Source organism: Cohnella sp. (genome assembly GCF_041640265.1).
In the GTDB taxonomy this organism is placed as follows: domain Bacteria; phylum Bacillota; class Bacilli; order Paenibacillales; family Paenibacillaceae; genus Cohnella.
Map to the genome: position 1 here is coordinate 76,361 of NZ_JBEQAP010000007.1, position 16,800 is coordinate 93,160.

General features: G+C 44.8%; 15 protein-coding genes. 14 read left to right on the top strand and 1 reads right to left on the bottom strand.

Features of this window, described 5'->3' with window-relative positions:
- The first annotated feature begins 670 nt into the window (after nucleotides 1-670).
- The 5 genes from ACESLK_RS07695 to ACESLK_RS07715 all read left to right on the top strand — a co-directional run bounded on the left by ACESLK_RS07695 (nucleotide 671) and on the right by ACESLK_RS07715 (nucleotide 7,169).
- Nucleotides 671-1,570: a LysR family transcriptional regulator gene (locus ACESLK_RS07695; RefSeq protein WP_373228615.1), complete on the top strand. Its 900-nt coding sequence runs from the start codon at nucleotides 671-673 to the stop codon at nucleotides 1,568-1,570.
- Between the two features lie 133 nt (nucleotides 1,571-1,703).
- Nucleotides 1,704-3,992, top strand: a complete 2,289-nt coding sequence (gene metE, locus ACESLK_RS07700) for a 5-methyltetrahydropteroyltriglutamate--homocysteine S-methyltransferase (protein WP_373228616.1) — start codon at nucleotides 1,704-1,706, stop codon at nucleotides 3,990-3,992.
- Nucleotides 3,993-4,203: 211 nt separating this feature from the next.
- A complete protein-coding gene (locus tag ACESLK_RS07705; protein WP_373228755.1) occupies nucleotides 4,204-5,727 on the top strand; it encodes a spore germination protein in 1,524 nt (507 codons plus the stop codon).
- Between the two features lie 39 nt (nucleotides 5,728-5,766).
- Nucleotides 5,767-6,945, top strand: a complete 1,179-nt coding sequence (locus ACESLK_RS07710) for a Ger(x)C family spore germination protein (RefSeq protein ID WP_373228617.1) — start codon at nucleotides 5,767-5,769, stop codon at nucleotides 6,943-6,945.
- A complete protein-coding gene (locus ACESLK_RS07715; protein WP_373228619.1) occupies nucleotides 6,942-7,169 on the top strand; it encodes a hypothetical protein in 228 nt (75 codons plus the stop codon). The genes ACESLK_RS07710 and ACESLK_RS07715 overlap by 4 nt, the downstream gene beginning before the upstream one ends.
- Here the strand turns inward: ACESLK_RS07715 and ACESLK_RS07720 are convergent.
- Nucleotides 7,161-8,249 (bottom strand): GerAB/ArcD/ProY family transporter, encoded by a 1,089-nt coding sequence (locus ACESLK_RS07720; protein ID WP_373228620.1) that lies wholly within the window; start codon nucleotides 8,247-8,249, stop codon nucleotides 7,161-7,163. The genes ACESLK_RS07715 and ACESLK_RS07720 overlap by 9 nt on opposite strands.
- Before the next feature lie 159 nt (nucleotides 8,250-8,408).
- Between ACESLK_RS07720 and ACESLK_RS07725 the strand changes: the two genes are divergently transcribed.
- The 9 genes from ACESLK_RS07725 to ACESLK_RS07765 all read left to right on the top strand — a co-directional run bounded on the left by ACESLK_RS07725 (nucleotide 8,409) and on the right by ACESLK_RS07765 (nucleotide 16,785).
- Nucleotides 8,409-9,329: an ABC transporter permease gene (locus tag ACESLK_RS07725; RefSeq protein WP_373228756.1), complete on the top strand. Its 921-nt coding sequence runs from the start codon at nucleotides 8,409-8,411 to the stop codon at nucleotides 9,327-9,329.
- A 52-nt stretch (nucleotides 9,330-9,381) separates the two neighbouring features.
- On the top strand, nucleotides 9,382-9,816 hold the full coding sequence (locus tag ACESLK_RS07730; RefSeq protein ID WP_373228621.1) for an ABC transporter ATP-binding protein: 435 nt from the start codon (nucleotides 9,382-9,384) through the stop codon (nucleotides 9,814-9,816).
- Between the two features lie 49 nt (nucleotides 9,817-9,865).
- Entirely contained in the window at nucleotides 9,866-10,465 is a 600-nt protein-coding gene (locus ACESLK_RS07735) for a TetR/AcrR family transcriptional regulator (RefSeq protein WP_373228622.1), read from the top strand.
- Nucleotides 10,466-10,483: 18 nt separating this feature from the next.
- Entirely contained in the window at nucleotides 10,484-11,092 is a 609-nt protein-coding gene (locus ACESLK_RS07740; protein WP_373228623.1) for a class I SAM-dependent methyltransferase, read from the top strand.
- Nucleotides 11,093-11,233: 141 nt separating this feature from the next.
- Nucleotides 11,234-11,899, top strand: a complete 666-nt coding sequence (locus ACESLK_RS07745) for a metalloregulator ArsR/SmtB family transcription factor (RefSeq protein WP_373228625.1) — start codon at nucleotides 11,234-11,236, stop codon at nucleotides 11,897-11,899.
- Nucleotides 11,869-13,035, top strand: a complete 1,167-nt coding sequence (locus ACESLK_RS07750; RefSeq protein WP_373228626.1) for a cysteine desulfurase family protein — start codon at nucleotides 11,869-11,871, stop codon at nucleotides 13,033-13,035. Before ACESLK_RS07745 ends, ACESLK_RS07750 begins: the two co-directional genes overlap by 31 nt.
- A gap of 1 nt (nucleotide 13,036) precedes the next feature.
- The gene (locus ACESLK_RS07755) at nucleotides 13,037-13,786 is read left to right on the top strand and encodes an MBL fold metallo-hydrolase (RefSeq protein ID WP_373228627.1); all 750 of its coding nucleotides are present in this window, start codon (nucleotides 13,037-13,039) and stop codon (nucleotides 13,784-13,786) included.
- The gene (locus ACESLK_RS07760) at nucleotides 13,783-15,006 is read left to right on the top strand and encodes an MFS transporter (RefSeq protein ID WP_373228628.1); all 1,224 of its coding nucleotides are present in this window, start codon (nucleotides 13,783-13,785) and stop codon (nucleotides 15,004-15,006) included. Before ACESLK_RS07755 ends, ACESLK_RS07760 begins: the two co-directional genes overlap by 4 nt.
- 84 nt (nucleotides 15,007-15,090) lie before the next feature.
- On the top strand, nucleotides 15,091-16,785 hold the full coding sequence (locus tag ACESLK_RS07765) for a M3 family oligoendopeptidase (protein ID WP_373228630.1): 1,695 nt from the start codon (nucleotides 15,091-15,093) through the stop codon (nucleotides 16,783-16,785).
- Nucleotides 16,786-16,800: the final 15 nt, after the last annotated feature.

Genomic DNA, 16,800 nt, shown 5'->3' on the forward strand with positions numbered 1-16,800 from the left:
CAAAATGTATGCGAAAAATCATACAAAATGAGCGTCATACACATCGAATCAGTCGATTCTATACGAAATATCATACAAAAAATTTGATTTGAGCCCGGATTCTGTAAATGTATGCGAAAAATCATATACATTCTCTGCATGTGTACGTTCACGTTAAAACTGTCCACAATTAATCGACAGGCTCAAAATGCAACAATGAGAGCGAACAGCGAGAAATTTATGTTCGTTGATTGTGCCGTCGTAGTTTTTTTATTGAACGGGCAGTATTCAATAATTTCACGTGTGGCGTGGTAAAATTTTACTTATCAATTGATTATGTTGTAGGGAGGGGGAGGCTATTGATGATGACATTAGATAACAGATTTGTAATAGCAGTAAGTCGGAGTTCTAATCATTCTTTTAGCAAAATGAATCGGGAGAGCATTACGCTCCTTACAGGGTTTGGCGTAGAGGATGACACACATTTGGCAAGACCGTCAAGCATCGCTCAAGGGTGGCTGCTAACCCGAATCAACCCAATCTTAGACAGGTTCACTTAATTCACTCAGAATTGCATCACGAATTGCGGACTAAGGGGTTCGATGTCTCCGCAAGGCTCGTTATAAATGTATAATGTAAAGAAGATTACTATCAATCTAGTAATAAGTGAATCTTTAAGGGGAGTAATTCATTGACTCTACAACAATTGAAGTACGTTATTGAGGTCGCGAATCAGGGTTCCATTAATGAGGCTGCCAAGCGGTTGTTTATTTCTCAGCCTAGCCTTTCAAATGCGATTAGGGATCTGGAAGAAGAAATGCAAATTACCATTTTTGAAAGATCCAATAAAGGGATCTCACTTTCCAAGGAGGGTATTGAATTTTTAAGTTATGCGCGACAGGTAGTCGAGCAGGCCGAATTATTGGAAAGCCGATATATGGGCGCTAAGCCTTCGCCACAGCATTTTTCGGTATCCACTCAGCATTACGCTTTCGCCGTGAATGCATTTGTGAGTCTGGTCAAGGAGTATGGCCAAGATGAATATGAGCTTGCTTTGCGCGAGACCAAAACCTACGAAATTATCGAAGATGTCAGAAGCTTACGCAGCGAGATCGGAATCATCTATCTGAATGAATTTAATGGGAAAGTCATCAACAAATTGCTCAAGGCCGCAAATTTGCAATTCAACAGCTTATTTATGGCGAAGCCGCATATTTTCATCAGTATTAGGAACCCTCTGGCAAAGCAATCCATCGTGACCATAGAGCAACTTCAGCATTATCCGTATCTTTCCTTTGATCAAGGGGAGTATAATTCCTTTCATTTTTCAGAAGAGATTCTCAGTACGTTGACCCACAGGAAAAGTATTCGTGTGAATGACCGGGCGACGCTTTTTAATTTACTGATTGGTTTGAACGGATATACCATATCGACAGGGGTGCTAAGCGCCGATTTGAATGGCAATGAAATTATTCCGGTACCTTTGGATTGCGAGGAAATCATTACAGTCGGTTGGATATCCCATCGCAATGTTTCGCTTTCCAAGCTCGGTGTCGCCTATATAGAAGCGCTCAAACAGGTCATATCCTAACATTAGCTTTGCTATAGTGACAGGCTATGACTAGGTATAGTTTAATCGATTTACACTATATCGAACGATCCATGGTATCTTTCTTGTAAACAACCGAATGCCACAAATTTTTTTACGCAGGGGAGTTTACAAGATGGTAAAAAGCAGTGTGTTGGGATATCCGCGAATTGGGTTAGATCGAGAATGGAAGAAAGCGCTCGAAGCGTTCTGGTCAGGTAAGCTTGAAGAATCAGAGTTTCACCGGCAGCTTCAGGAGATCCGTCTGAATCATTTGCGCAAGCAGCAGGAGAAGGGCATCGACTTCATCTCGGTTAATGATTTCAGCTATTACGATCATGTACTAGATACGGCTACAATGTTCGGTATTGTTCCCAAACGCTTTGCCTATAAGGGCGGCGTCGTGCCGCTGTCTGTTTATTATGATATTGCCCGAGGAACGAAGGATGCTACTGCAAGCGAAATGACCAAGTGGTTTAACACCAATTATCACTATATTGTTCCTGAATTAGATGGGGCATCGCCGGTTCTTACCGAAAATAGACCCTTAATAGCCTATCGGGAGGCTAAAGAAAAGCTCGGTATTGAGGGAAAGCCGGTTATCTTAGGGCCGTTGACGTTCCTGAAGCTGTCAAAAGGGTACAGCCCTTCGGAGATCGATACCAGGCTCGACCGATTGCTCCCGCTTTATGTACAGATCCTTCAAGAGCTTTCGGAAGAAGGAGCCCAATGGGTACAGATCGACGAACCGATTCTCGTAACGAAGTTATGCGTGGCTGGCGTGCAGCGACTGAAGACAATCTATGAGACGTTGGCCGGGTCTGTGCCTAACCTGAACATCATGCTGCAAACCTATTTTGAATCGATAGAGAACTACAGCGACATTGTCTCGCTGCCCGTCAAAGGAATAGGGCTTGATTTCGTGCACGGATTGTCCGGTAATCTGTCATCGATTAGAGAGTTAGGTTTTCCGAAAGACAAGGTTCTAGGTGCAGGTGTCATAGACGGCCGCGGCATCTGGAAGGCGCCGCTTCGCGAGAAAATGGCACTCCTGGAGGAGCTCGCTGAATTTGTAATACCCGAGCGCCTAATCGTCCAATCCTCGTGCAGCTTACTTCATGTTCCGGTAACAGTAGGAAAGGAGACGAAGCTCGCAACTGAGCTAAAGGATGCTCTCGCATTTGCGGACGAAAAACTTGACGAGATTGTCCTCCTAGCGAAAGCAGTCAATCGTGATAAAGCTGGAATTACAGGTGAATTAGAAGAAAACGATCGCGCTCTTCAGGCTTTCAAGCAGTCAGAGGAGCGGAAGCGCATCGACGTTCAGAGTGCCGTCGCAGCCATGAGTGAACAACACCTAGAGCGTAGCCGTCCTTTTTCTGACCGTCATATTGCTCAACAGAAGAAATGGCAATTGCCGATTTTTCCGACGACGACAATCGGCAGCTTCCCGCAATCCGCAGAGGTGCGCAAGGCTCGTCAACTGTGGCGTAAGGGGGAATGGTGCAATGAGCAGTATGCTGACTTTATCCGAGAACAAATCGATATCTGGATCAAGCTGCAGGGGGATATAGGTCTGGATGTTCTCGTGCACGGAGAATTTGAGCGAACCGACATGGTTGAGTTCTTTGGCGAGAAGCTTGCGGGCTTTGCGTTTACGCAGAACGGATGGGTGCAGTCGTACGGTTCTCGCTGTGTTAAACCGCCAATTATATTTGGGGATGTAGCTTTCACAAGTGAGATGACCGTCGAAGAAACTAAGTATGCTCAGACGCGGACCGAACGCCCCGTTAAAGGAATGCTGACCGGACCGATTACGATAATGAATTGGTCGTTCGTCCGCGATGACATCCCGCGCGAACAAATTGCCTACCAGCTGGCCTATGCGCTTAGACAAGAAGTGGAGGCGCTTGAGAAAGCCGGCATTGGCATGATACAGGTAGACGAGCCTGCGGTTCGAGAAGGGCTGCCGCTTAAAGAAGATGAACAAGCAATATACCTGGCGTGGGCGGTTAGAGCATTCCGCATGGCCACCTGCACGGTACAGGATACAACGCAAATTCATACGCATATGTGTTATTGCGAGTTCCATGACATGATTGATTCAATTGAAGCAATGGATGCGGATGTGATTTCGATCGAGACGTCTCGCAGTCATGGCGAACTGATTCATAGCTTCGAGTTGAACACATACAAACTGGGCATCGGTTTAGGAGTATACGATATCCATAGTCCGAGAATTCCGCGTGTAGAGGAAATGACGAGTATGATCGAACGTGCCTTACGCGTGCTGGATCCTAAGCTATTCTGGATTAATCCGGACTGTGGACTAAAAACCCGCGGGTTCGAAGAAACGGTCGATTCCTTGCGCAACATGGTAGAGGCGACGCGGATCCTTCGCAGGAAACATGCTGCAATAGTTTGATTTAGAATATTAGCCGAATGAAGTCTGCGATAATCGCAGGCTTTTTTTTGTCGAAGAGGTGAAGAGAGATGGACTTTCCCCTTAACAAGCGAAGAATAGATTATCTAATTAATGCAATAATATATTAATCTATTGTCTGTTTCCCGGGAGGAATAATTTAGTGAAAAGGTTTAAGAAATGGACAGCGAAAAGAAATGGACATAAAAATACGATGGATCTTCCGTTAGCTGACGAAGAGAACGGCCAATTGACTTCGGATATCGAACAAAATGAGATGATTTTAAAACGGATTTTTCAGAACTGTTCCGACATGGTATACCGTAAAATTCAACATTCCGGTCAAATTCAATGGCTTATCGTATACATAGAAAGTTTGGTTGACGAGAAGCATCTCGATGAATATGTTCTGAAACCATTGATATCCAATAATTTATCACATGATGGTTTTGTACCTGCGAACATAGAAATCATCGACGATCGGCTAGTCTCCGTCGGGTTGTTGGATAAGTCATCCAAGGTGGCCGACATTGTACGTAATATGTTAGGGGGTCAAGTCGCCATTATGTCAGCGGGGGATGCCCTTGCGCTAACTGTTGCGGTTAGCGACAGAGCGCAACGAAATCCTGAGGAGCCTCCTTCCGAGCTCGTTGTTCGCGGTCCGAGAGACGGATTTATCGAGAATATAACAACGAATATCGGACTGCTGCGAAGCAGACTGAAAACCTCCCGTCTGAAGACGGAATCCCTTACAATTGGACAATTTTCACAAACGAGAGTAGTCATCTCTTATTTGAATGGCATTGTTACCGATTCTTTAGTTGATGAAGTTCGAAAGAGGTTATCCAGAATTCAGGTTGACGGGGTCCTCGAGTCGGGCTATATCGAGGGATTTATCGAGGATTATCCGTACTCTCCCTTTCCGCAAGTGAACAGTTCGGAGCGGCCGGATGTCATTGCTGCAGGATTGCTGGAAGGAAAAGTAGCCATTCTGGTTGATACTACTCCCTTTGTACTTCTAGTTCCAATGACATTCTGGTCTGCGCTACATGCAAGCGAGGATTATTATAATCGCTCGCTTATCGCAACTTTTGTTCGGTGGATTCGTTTCCTCTTCATTTTCATTTCCATTTTTGCCCCTTCCTTGTATGTTGCCGTTACGACCTACCATCAGGAAATGATTCCGACCAACCTGATGCTTAGCATTGCGGCTGCCAGGGAAGCCGTACCGTTCCCGGCCTTGATCGAAGCTCTGCTAATGGAGGTCATGTTTGAAGCGTTGCGTGAAGCTGGGGTTCGAATGCCCAGACAGGTAGGTCAAGCGGTTAGCATCGTGGGAGCGTTAGTAATCGGACAAGCGGCTGTAGAGGCGGGAATTATCTCAGCCCCTGTTGTCATCATTGTAGCGACCACTGGAATTGCTTCTTTTACAATTCCAAGGTTCAATTTCTCATATGGAATCCAATTTCTGCGCTTTCCGATGATTTTATTGGCAGGTACGTTGGGACTATATGGAATAGTGCTTGGTTTTCTGGGTATCCTGTTGCATGTCACTTCCCTTCGCTCGTTCGGCGTCCCCTATTTTTCACCGATTGCCCCGCTTTCATTTCAAGGCTTAAAGGATGTATTGATCAGCCAACCTATATGGAATAGAAATCTGCGTCCCGAGTCTACAGGATCTAATAATCCTGTACGCATACCGAAAGGACAGAAGCCAGGTCCGGGTCAGGGGAAATAACGTTAAGGGGAAATAACGGCAGGGGAAAGGACATAGGGGATGAAACCATTTCTGTACATCGGTTTATTGTTCATATTATTGATCTCAACCGGTTGTTGGGACCGTACTGAAATCAACGATATTGCATTTGTGATGGGAACAGCCATGGACTTGACGGAAGATGGAAAAATATTGGGAACTGTTCAAATCGCAATTCCTCCGTCGGAAGAAGGCAATGCGGGGGGAGGCGGCGAGCATCAAAACTTTTTCGTATTATCGGCTACTGGAAAAAATTCAAGCGAGGTGATCCGAAATCTACAGGATCGATTATCCCGCAGATTATTTTATGCCCATCGCAGTGTAGTCTTTATTGGGGAGCCGCTTGCTAAGCGTGGAATTAAAGATGTACTGGATCACTTCAGCCGCGATCCACGCAGTCGATTAAGAACATTTATTATGGTTGCAAAGGGAACAGAAGGAAGGGAAATGTTAGATATCCATTATCCCTTTGAACTGGCGTCTGCCGAAGCGGCAAGGGAATTGGAAGTATCCAGGGTTGGACTGGGGGTTACAATGCGAGATTTGTTTATGGCTGCGACCAGTGAAGGCATTAACCCAGTCATAGGAGTTATAGAACCAACGATTCCGTCCAAAGGAATGAGTGAAAGGAAAGACCAAATCTTTCGGCTGGCAGGAACGGCGGTGCTTAAAGATTATAAGATGGTCGGTTTCTTGAGCAATAAAGAATCCCGCGGATTAATGTGGTTAACGGATAAGATGAAGGTTGGAAGAATCAGTGCCACTCTGCCAGAAGGCAAGGGAAATGTAGGGATGCTCATAACCGGTACTAAGAGAACGATCACACCAATAATAAAAGGCAGAAAAGTCGCATTCCATATCCGGCTGCAGGGAAACGGAACCCTGCAAGAGAATAACACCAACCTGGATGTTGGCCAACTAAAGATCCTCAAGCGTGTACAGAAAGCATTAGAGTCAACAGTTGAAGAGGAAGTCAGGGAAGTATTAGCCAAAGTCCAAAAGAAATACAAAGTGGATGTTGTCGGCTTCGGTCAAACCATTTATCGCGAACAGCCTAAACAGTGGAAAATGGTGAAGGAGCAGTGGGATAAACAGTTCCCTGATGCAGACTTTTCGATTACGGTGGAGCTTTCCATAGAATCCTCGGGGATGGCAGGTCCGCCTCTGTTATTAAAGGAAAAGGAGATCGAGATGGAATGATAGCACAAATTATCGTGTACGTGGTTGGCATAATCGTCTTGTCATTTGTGCAGACAAAGTTATTTTTGCAAAATCGACAATCAAAAGAAGCCGCGTTATACGTCGGCTTAATGGCCGTGTGCGCTGTCCTCGGCTCCCTGTTCCTTGCAGGTATTGACATCCCAAGCCTGGTTGTTCCTTATGAAATCGTTTTTCAACCCATTGGGAAAATGATTTTAAAGTAGTGATCTTCTTTTTATGGTATCTATAGTAAGAAGCGCCAATGGCAGAAAGCTTTGAGTAACAAAAGCCAAAATCGGATAGGAATGTATAATCCAATTTTGAAATTCGGCCGCATTTTCAAAAATCCAAACCGATCCAACGACTGACAAGAGGGTTACCGGAGAGATGATATTACGGTAACTTTTAAGGTTAAAAAGCTGGCTAACGCTAAGACAGAACATAAACAGCAGTACCGATACCTTCACGTAGATGCCCATAATCCATACCGAGACGGCCAATGCCTCCATACGTTCCAAAGATCCTACGATGCCAATGTATTCAATAACTCTAAGGAACGAGAAGTTCAATCTGCCCGTTATCGGACCGAATACCATAACAGCTATCAAATCTATGAGTACAAAGAGAACAATAATACTGCCGAGAGCAATCAGCGAGACCTTACGCGCTTTTTCCGGTTTATTCAAAAAAGGAAGAAGCCATCCCAGAAAGAAGAATTGGCTCATCCAGGCGGAAGGGACCACAGCACCTTGCAAGACAGGCCGTATTCCTTCTCCCAGAACAGGCTTCAGCTGCTCGGGATCTGCATCCGTAAACGACAGAATAAAGAGCGGAATCAAGAAAATGATGATAATGGGGGTAAGAAACTCATTACATCTTCCGATGACCTCAATTCCGGAGAAAACAGCAAGAGCGCATAGGATCAATATGGTTATAATCCCGATTAACGCCGGCGTTCTAGGCAAAAGGACCGTGGTTATAAAACCGGCATGCTCGTTAACCGTACTTGAAATGAAGAAAAACAAATAATAGGTAAAATAAAAACCGATTAATTTACCCAGCCATTTTCCGACGATTTCAGAACTGTAATCCATAATAGTCATTCCCGGATAACGGCTTGCTAGAGACGTCATTACCCAAATACTGATAAATCCTGTTATGGAAGCGGGAAATATCGATAACCAGGCATCTTGCTTGGCGTATGCAACCATCACACCAGGCACCGATAGGATGAGTGTGGAAACGATAAAAGTAAATATTAATAAGCCTATTTGGGTAGCTGTGATTTTTTCGGTAATACGCATATTTTTTTGCCTTTCTTTATACAGGATAACCGTTATTTTCCCCTTAAAGCTATCAATTGATACTATAATGAAGCTCGCCTCAGGCAACGTATATTGACAAAACGAGGAAACTGGTTTATTTTAAATTGACAAAAGTATCAATCAAAAAAAGAGGTGAGTATGATGTGGCAGTTGGCATTCAAGAATCTGAAGTTCAGAATAACCCGGTCCTTGCTGACCATTTTCGGAATTCTTGCGGCAATTCAGCTTTATGTCATGATGTCCAACATCATGGGTTATTTCGACCAAGAGACCCAAAGACAGATTTCAGGGATGGCAGGGCGAATCGTCGTAGAGGATAAAACCGAAACCCTTGGTTACCCGCCATTGAATACCGTAATTGCGGAAACTTCAGTGGACCAGATCTTTGAATTTCAGGGCATTGATCCTTCCCTAAGCAGCAAATTATTGTTTCAAACCCTCGTACCCGCACCAGGACCGGGTATGCCGCCAAGTGTTCTGGCAGTCGGTATTGAACCCGGAAAAGAAAATGTCTATTTAGGAAATGTTGATGTAAGAGGGGATAGCAGGCTTGAAAGCACTAATAACGCGATATTGGGTTTGAAGGCAGCTGAACATTATGGGGTACAAATTGGCGATAATATTAGTTTAAGGGATTATAAGCTCACGGTTACAGGAATTGTCGAGGATGCCGATTGGCTCATTGACGGCTCTATCCTGATTCCCCTGCAAACCTCGCAAGAAATCTTTGCCCGTCCAAGCCTAATCAGCGCGATCGTGGTAACTGCCATCAAGGCTGATGAAGCGAAATCGATAGGTGAACAAATCAGTGCAATCCACCCAAAGTTGCGTGTTTCCACCTCTGAAGAGCTTGCCATAAATGCAGAAAAATTGCTCCAATCCACTCGTTCTTTTTTTACAATGATCAACAGTACGGCGATTGTCATCGCTATAGTTGTCGTCACGATCGTGATGGTCATGGCTATATTCGAAAGGCGAAAAGAAATCGGCACCTTAAAAGCGATAGGCGCAACTAAACGCAAGATTATCGGCATCATCATGGCGGAATGTTCCTTCTAAAGGTGACATTACATTCAATGACCAGAGTCTCGGAGATTTCAACCAGAGGCAATTGGCCGAACATCGATTAAGGCAAATCGGATTTATTTTTCAAACGTTTAACCTTATTCCTTCGTTAAATGCAATGGAAAATGTCGCATTACCGATGAAGTTTGCAGGAATAAGCTCAAAGGCAGCGAATCATAAGGCTTATCAGCTATTGGAGCAGGTTCAATTAAGCAACAGATCGAAGCACTTGCCTTCTGAGCTCTCGGGGGGACAAAGACAGAGAGTTGCTATTGCGCGGTCACTCGGGAACGATCCGGATCTAATCTTGGCGGATGAGCCGACTGGAAACCTGGATAGCGAAAATGGTGAAATGATTATGGATCTCCTCTTGAAGTTGAATAGAGATGGAAATACTATCGTGATGGTAACCCATAATACAGAGTGGACCGATAAAATAAGTAAGGTTGTCAGAATGCGTGACGGTAGATTAATCGAATGACAACAACAGGAAGTGCTGATAAGATAATGCATCCGAAAGGAAATTACCTATGTCTCCGCGAAAAGAAGAACAAAATAAAAAAATCAGGGATGAGCGAAAGGAGCAGCTCCTGCGTACTGCGCTTAAAGTATTTGCCCGAAAGGGATTAGCCGCTACCAAAATCAATGATATTGCAATTGAAGCTGGATCGAGCTATGGCTTGGTCTATCATTATCTGGGTACGAAGGATGAAATTTTCACGAAACTCGTTGAAATGGCTTTGGATGGATCTGTAAAAGTTGTGGATTATGCTGCAGGGCAAGAAGTGTCACCGTATGAGCAATTAAAGTGGCTAACAGAAACCATTCTAAAGGGACTTGCGAATCACGGTGCTTACTATTACCTCATTATCATTCAGGCATTTACATCAGAAGCGGTGCCAGATGAAGTAAAAAGGATGGTAAGCTGCACTTCTCCCACAGCAATGGAGAGTCTCATCCCAATCATCAAAGCTGGGCAACAAGCAGGTCAATTTGTGCAGGAAAACCCTGTAATGCTTGCTGTTGCCTACTTTGCTATGATCCAAGGTATTGCCATGCAGCAGGTACAGAATAAAACAATACAACCGATTCTTCATACGGATCTTATTTTACGAATGTTCAAACCCTGATTCGCAGGAGGAAATGAGATGAGCAAAGAAAAGTTAATTCGAAAGTTTGATAGGCAAGCTAGATTTTACGAGGTTAGAAGAAAAAGGAAAACGCAACAAGAATGGCGTGAAAAATTGATCAGTTGCGCAAAAGGCCGGGTGCTCGAAGTATCTGTCGGCGCGGGAGCCAATTTTCATTTTTACCCCCAAGATGTTCAAGTGACTGCGGTTGACTTCAGTCTGGAAATGTTGAACAAAGCCAAACAAGCTGCCGCAGAAACTGGTGTTCAAGCAGAATTCATTCAATCTGATGTTGAATCGCTTTCGTTTCCGGACGATTCATTTGACACCATTGTATCCACATTATCGTTCTGCGGATATGAAGATCCTTACAGTGTATTGGGTGCTTTTCAAAAGTGGTGCAAGCGTGATGGCCAGATTCTTTTATTGGAACACGGGATTAGCTCTAACAGAATCATCGGTCAGCTCCAAAAGATCGTTGATCCATTATTTAAGAAAGCTGTTGGCTGCCACTTAAAACGCGATATGCTTCAGATCCTTCAACTATCCAATTTGCACATTAACAAAATGGAACATTATATGTTTGGCGCGGTTCATTTGGTCTGGGCGGCTCCAAATAAGATCTAAAATTTAATCGATAATCACTTGAAACTGAGTTGAGGGGCTGACTGCTGACATGCGGTTGGCTTTTTTTCTTTTACTAATGATTGACAGACCCTCGTCGATGTTTTAATATTCAAATAAACATTTGAATAGTGGGTGACAGAGATGAATATAACTAAAGGAAGACTTTTTAAAGACGGCATATACAAACAGTTCTCCCGAATCGGCAAATCATTATCGAGCGAGAAACGCCTTGAACTGCTGAATTTATTGTCTCAGGGTCCCAAATCCGTGGAGAAATTGGCCCAGAGCACAGATATGCCGATCGCGAACGTATCCCATCATTTACAGGTTCTGTCTGAGGCTCGGCTTGTGAAATCGCGTAAGAAAGGTACATTTGTCTTTTACGAGGTGGCGGATCCGTCAGTTATCACATTTCTGCTAGCTTTATGGGAAGTCGGGGAACAACAGTTAACGGACATTAAAAGATTGAAAGAGGATTTTATGAACGGTACGAAAGGCTGCCATACACTTACCCTAGAAGAGGTCATGACCAAACAGAATGGGGGAGAGATCGTATTGCTCGATGTTCGACCTACGGAAGAATACAATTCCGATCATATCCCAGGCGCGCTCTCTATTCCCATTGACGAGTTGGCGGCACACTTAAACAATCTCCCCGCAGACCGTGAAATCGTAGCCTATTGTCGCGGTCCTTATTGTGTTTATGCCGCACAAGCTGTCTCGGAACTTCGGAACAAAGGATTCTCGGCTTTCCGTATAGAGGAGGGGGTTCATGAGTGGAAACAACATTTCGGGAACATTCATTAAATCATATTTACCTTGATTACAACGCAAGCACTCCGATTGCTCAGGAAGTTATAGAAGAGATGCGGCCATTTCTTTCGGACTGGTATGGAAATCCTTCGTCTGCACATTGGGCTTCGGCTAACTTAAAGGAATCTACGGAACAAGCACGAACTCGGGTTGCCCGATTAATTGGTTGTGATGCGGAAGAACTCGTGTTTACAAGCGGGGCTAGTGAGGCTAATAACCACGCGCTAAAAGGAGTATATTACGCTCTACAAAATCGGGGTAACCATATCATTACAACGAAAATCGAACATCCCTCCGTACTTGAAACTTGCCGTTTCCTAGAAAAGATCGGAGCTAACATCACCTATGTTGAGGTAGATGAATACGGTCTCGTTAATCCAAGAGACGTCGAAAAGGCGATTACCGACCAAACCATTCTAATATCGGTTATGCATGCGAATAATGAAATAGGATCCGTACAACCCATCGCTGAGATCTCCCAGATAGCTCGTAAATACGATGTTTATTTTCATGTGGATGCTGCTCAAACGATTGGGAAGATACCCGTTCTCGTGAATCAACTAGGAGTCGATTTGTTATCCATTGCCGGCCATAAGTTTTATGCGCCCAAAGGCATTGGGGTCTTGTACATCCGTAAAGGAACTGCCCTTGAATCGCTCATCCATGGAGCCGGTCATGAATCGGGACGCCGAGCGGGTACTGAGAATATTCCTTATATTGTTGGGCTTGGAAGGGCTGCGGCATTGGTCGCTTCAGATCTGGCCGATGGGAAAATCGAGAGAATGGGTAAGATGTTATGGACCGAAATCAATAAACATTTTCAAGAAGCCATTTCCTTAAACGGACATCCGATTCATCGATTGCCAAACACGTTCAACATCAACTTTCATGGATACAGTGGCCAGGAAATTCTTCAGCGGTTACCGGAAATCGCGGCAACGACAGGTTCTGCTTGCCACACCGGCAAATCTACATTTTCTCCAGTTCTGGCAGCCATGAAAGTACCTGAAGAGATCGGAAGAGGGGCCGTCCGATTTAGTCTGGGAAGATATTCGACAGAGGAAACGATACGGAATGTTATATCGTTAATTAAACAACGGATACCTCTCACAACCAAAGGAGGAATTTGAAATGTTGTTTCGCCAATACTTGCATCATGATCCGGTCGTTGCTATATCCTATTTTTTCGGTTGCGGCAGTCAATCTCAAGGTATTGTAGTCGATCCTGTAATAGAAAGTGTGGATTTCTATATCGAAGAGTCAAGTCGCCTAAACATGGATATCCGATACGTGATAGATACGCATCTTCATGCAGACCATATTTCGGGAGCAAGGCTGTTAGCCGAGAAAACAGGTGCAGCCTATATATTACATCAATCAGCGAATACCGCATTTCCTTTTCAAACAGTCGAGGACGGAGACAAGATTGTAGCCGGAAATACCGTCATTCAGATATTGCATACGCCGGGCCATACTCCAGAGCATATTAGTCTTGTTGTAACGGATCGTGCGCGCGGAGAGGATCCCTGGTTTATCGTTACGGGTCATACTTTGATGGTCGGAGATGTAGGCAGAACTGAACTTGCGAGTGACGTGAAAGCAGGCGCGACGCAGCTGTTCGAAAGCTTGTTTCTTAAGATCCTCGATCTGCCGGATGAACTCGAGGTTTATCCCGGAGCGTATTCCGGTTCGGTATGCGGAAGAAGCTTAAGCGGCAAACCTTCTTCCACCATCGGATTCGAGAAGAAGAACAACAAAGCCCTACGGATTACGGAAAGAGAGCTTTTCATCGCTTTCATGTCGGCGAATATTCCCGAGCCTCCTGCAGGATTTCTAGAGATTCGTGCGTATAACTCTGGTTTTCAATCAAATAGACCATGAGCAATGAACATACTCGGTTAGGTATTCGCAACAATCTGTTTACCTTTTCGACACTTGTCTTGGTTAATCTGTTCGTCGGTTCCATGGTGGGGATGGAACGAACCATATTACCGCTGATTGGAGAGCAAATCTTCGGTCTGGCCTCGGCGAGCGCGGTATTATCGTTTATTGTATCCTTTGGCTTTTCGAAAGCGATTGTCAACTATTTTGCCGGAAGGCTTGCAGAGCGGTACGGACGTAAGAAAATACTGCTGGTTGGCTGGTGTATTGGTTTTATCGTGCCCATTCTGGTCATTGTCGCGCATGATTGGTGGGTTATCATTGTTGCCAATCTCTTTCTTGGCATCAATCAAGCCTTGACTTGGTCCATGACTGTAAATATGAAGATCGACTTGGTAAAAAGCAATGAGCGAGGACATGCGATCGGACTCAATGAAGCGGCGGGTTATTTGGGTTTATCTGCGGCAGCAGCCTTAACAGGTTACATCGCTTCTGTATCTTCATTGCGTCCGGAACCCTTTCTATGGGGACTTGGATTCGCAATAATCGGATTTTTGCTTTCTTTAACAGTGAAGTCTACAGAAAAGCATTTAAAACTTCAAAACGGAGCTGGTTCTAATCAAACCGAGCATTCAGCAATCATGGTAATAAAGATGGTTACTTGGAAGGATCGAACTCTTTCCAGTTGTAGTATCTCAGGATTAGCAACCAATTTAAAAGATGGAGTGGCATGGGGATTATTCCCCTTATTCTTGTTAGATAAGGGACTAACAATAGGGGAAATAGGGGGAGTGGTTGCCGCTTATCCAATATCATGGGGGCTATTCCAGTTGATTACCGGTACATTGAGCGATAGGTGGGGAAGAAAACCTCTAATCGTATTAGGTATGATCATACAAGGGTTTGGCTTGTTTTCCATTGCGATATCAAACAACTACACTGCTTGGATGATTGAAGCGGCTGTGTTAGGTTTAGGAACGGCGATGGTTTATCCAACGCTTCAGGCAACTATTAGTGACGTTGCGGGTCCTATTTGGAGAGCATCGGCGATGGGGGTATACCGCTTCTGGAGAGACAGCGGATATGCGTTTGGAGCCTTGTTAGCCGGAGTTGTTGCGGATCTAATGAACCCAGCAGCAGCGATTACAATTCTTGCGATTTTGCCGTTGGCTTCAGGCATACAATCAATGATTCGAATGAAAGAGTCATTGATTAGATGAATATTGGAAAACCGTATTTCGGTTGAGGTATGATGAGTAGTAGGCAATAGAAGGTATTGATGAATAGAGAGGATGATTGGATTCATGAAATTTAATGAGTATCAGTATGAACGTCCGGATGTGAAAAAGATTGAACAACGTTTTAAGGAGCTGCTAGAGTCTTTCAATCAAGCTGAAAGTGTTTCCCAGCAAAACCAAGTGATGGAGTCCATCAATCAATTGCGCAACGAGTATAACACACAGGAGACGCTGGCCTCCATTCGCCATTCCGTAGATACGAAAGACGAATTTTATAAGGCCGAGCAAGATTATTTCGACGAAATCAATCCCGTCATTCAAGAGTACATAACGGATTATTATCGTGCGTTAACCCAGTCGAAATTCCGTCAGGAGCTTGAGGCCAAATGGGGCCCGCAACTTTTCCGCTTAGCAGAAATGTCGCTTAAGACATTCAACCCTGAAATCATTGAAGATCTGCAGCAAGAGAATAAATTGTCCACGGAGTACAGTCAGCTCATCGCGTCCGCGAAAATCCCATTCGAAGGAGAAGAACGGACGCTGGCTCAGTTGACGCCGTTTGAATTGTCGACCGACAGGGATATGAGGCACAGGGCAGCGGACGCCAGATATCAATTCTTGGAGGAGCATGAACCACAGTTGGACCGTATTTTCGACGATTTGGTCAAAGTGCGTACTAAAATCGCCAAGAAACTGGGCTACCCTAATTTTGTAGAGCTTGGATATGCAAGGATGAACCGTACGGATTACAATGCCGAGATGGTTCAAAATTTCCGCGAGCAAGTGGCTCAATATATGGTGCCGGTGACCACCAGGCTCAAAGAGCGTCAACGCAACCGGATCGACGTCGACCAATTGCAATATTACGACGAAGGATTCAGTTTCAAAACCGGCAACGCAACACCTAAAGGGGATTCCGATTGGATCGTTGAGAACGGCGCGAAGATGTACCGGGAATTGTCTACGGAAACCGACAAATTCTTCACCTTCATGCAGGATAACGGGCTGATGGATCTCGTCAGCAAGAAAGGCAAGCAGAGCGGCGGGTACTGCACTTATTTACCGGATTACAAAGCTCCTTTCATTTTCTCCAACTTTAATGGTACCTCGGGAGACATCGACGTATTGACGCACGAAGTAGGGCATGCTTTCCAAGTTTTTGAGAGTCGCCACTACGAAGTGCCGGAATACGGGTTCCCGACTTACGAGGCGTGCGAAATCCATTCGATGAGCATGGAGTTTTTCACTTGGCCGTGGATGGAACTGTTTTTCAAAGAGGATACCGATAAATACCGTTTCAATCATCTGGCGAGCTCGCTGCAATTCATTCCGTATGGCGTTGCGGTGGATGAATTCCAGCATTTCATTTACGACAATCCAGAAGCGACGCCGGACGAGCGCAAAGCGGCATGGCGCAAAATTGAGAAGAAATACCTGCCGCACCGCAAATACGAGAATAATGACTATCTGGAACGCGGAGGTTTTTGGCAGAAGCAGCAGCATATTTACCGCTCGCCGTTTTATTACATCGATTATACTCTAGCCCAAATTTGCGCGTTCCAATTCTGGAAGCGGATGAACGAAGACTACAAAGCCGCTTGGGCCGATTATTTGAAATTGTGCCAGCAAGGCGGAAGCAAGTCATTCCTGGAACTCGTCAAGGTGACCGGTCTCATCTCGCCGTTCGAAGACGGCTGTGTCGTATCAGTCATGGGGAACATCGAGAATTGGCTGAGCGGCGTTGATGACAAGAAGCTGTAAGTAAGAAGAAAGCCG

Coding starts and splice junctions, on each gene's coding strand:
- metE (WP_373228616.1), top strand. CDS start 1,704: ATGGTAAAAAGCAGTGTGTTGGGATATCCGCGAATTGGGTTAGATCGA.
- ACESLK_RS07705 (WP_373228755.1), top strand. CDS start 4,204: ATGGATCTTCCGTTAGCTGACGAAGAGAACGGCCAATTGACTTCGGAT.
- ACESLK_RS07710 (WP_373228617.1), top strand. CDS start 5,767: ATGAAACCATTTCTGTACATCGGTTTATTGTTCATATTATTGATCTCA.
- ACESLK_RS07715 (WP_373228619.1), top strand. CDS start 6,942: ATGATAGCACAAATTATCGTGTACGTGGTTGGCATAATCGTCTTGTCA.
- ACESLK_RS07720 (WP_373228620.1), bottom strand. CDS start 8,249: ATGCGTATTACCGAAAAAATCACAGCTACCCAAATAGGCTTATTAATA.
- ACESLK_RS07725 (WP_373228756.1), top strand. CDS start 8,409: ATGATGTGGCAGTTGGCATTCAAGAATCTGAAGTTCAGAATAACCCGG.
- ACESLK_RS07735 (WP_373228622.1), top strand. CDS start 9,866: ATGTCTCCGCGAAAAGAAGAACAAAATAAAAAAATCAGGGATGAGCGA.
- ACESLK_RS07740 (WP_373228623.1), top strand. CDS start 10,484: ATGAGCAAAGAAAAGTTAATTCGAAAGTTTGATAGGCAAGCTAGATTT.
- ACESLK_RS07745 (WP_373228625.1), top strand. CDS start 11,234: ATGAATATAACTAAAGGAAGACTTTTTAAAGACGGCATATACAAACAG.
- ACESLK_RS07755 (WP_373228627.1), top strand. CDS start 13,037: ATGTTGTTTCGCCAATACTTGCATCATGATCCGGTCGTTGCTATATCC.
- ACESLK_RS07760 (WP_373228628.1), top strand. CDS start 13,783: ATGAGCAATGAACATACTCGGTTAGGTATTCGCAACAATCTGTTTACC.
- ACESLK_RS07765 (WP_373228630.1), top strand. CDS start 15,091: ATGAAATTTAATGAGTATCAGTATGAACGTCCGGATGTGAAAAAGATT.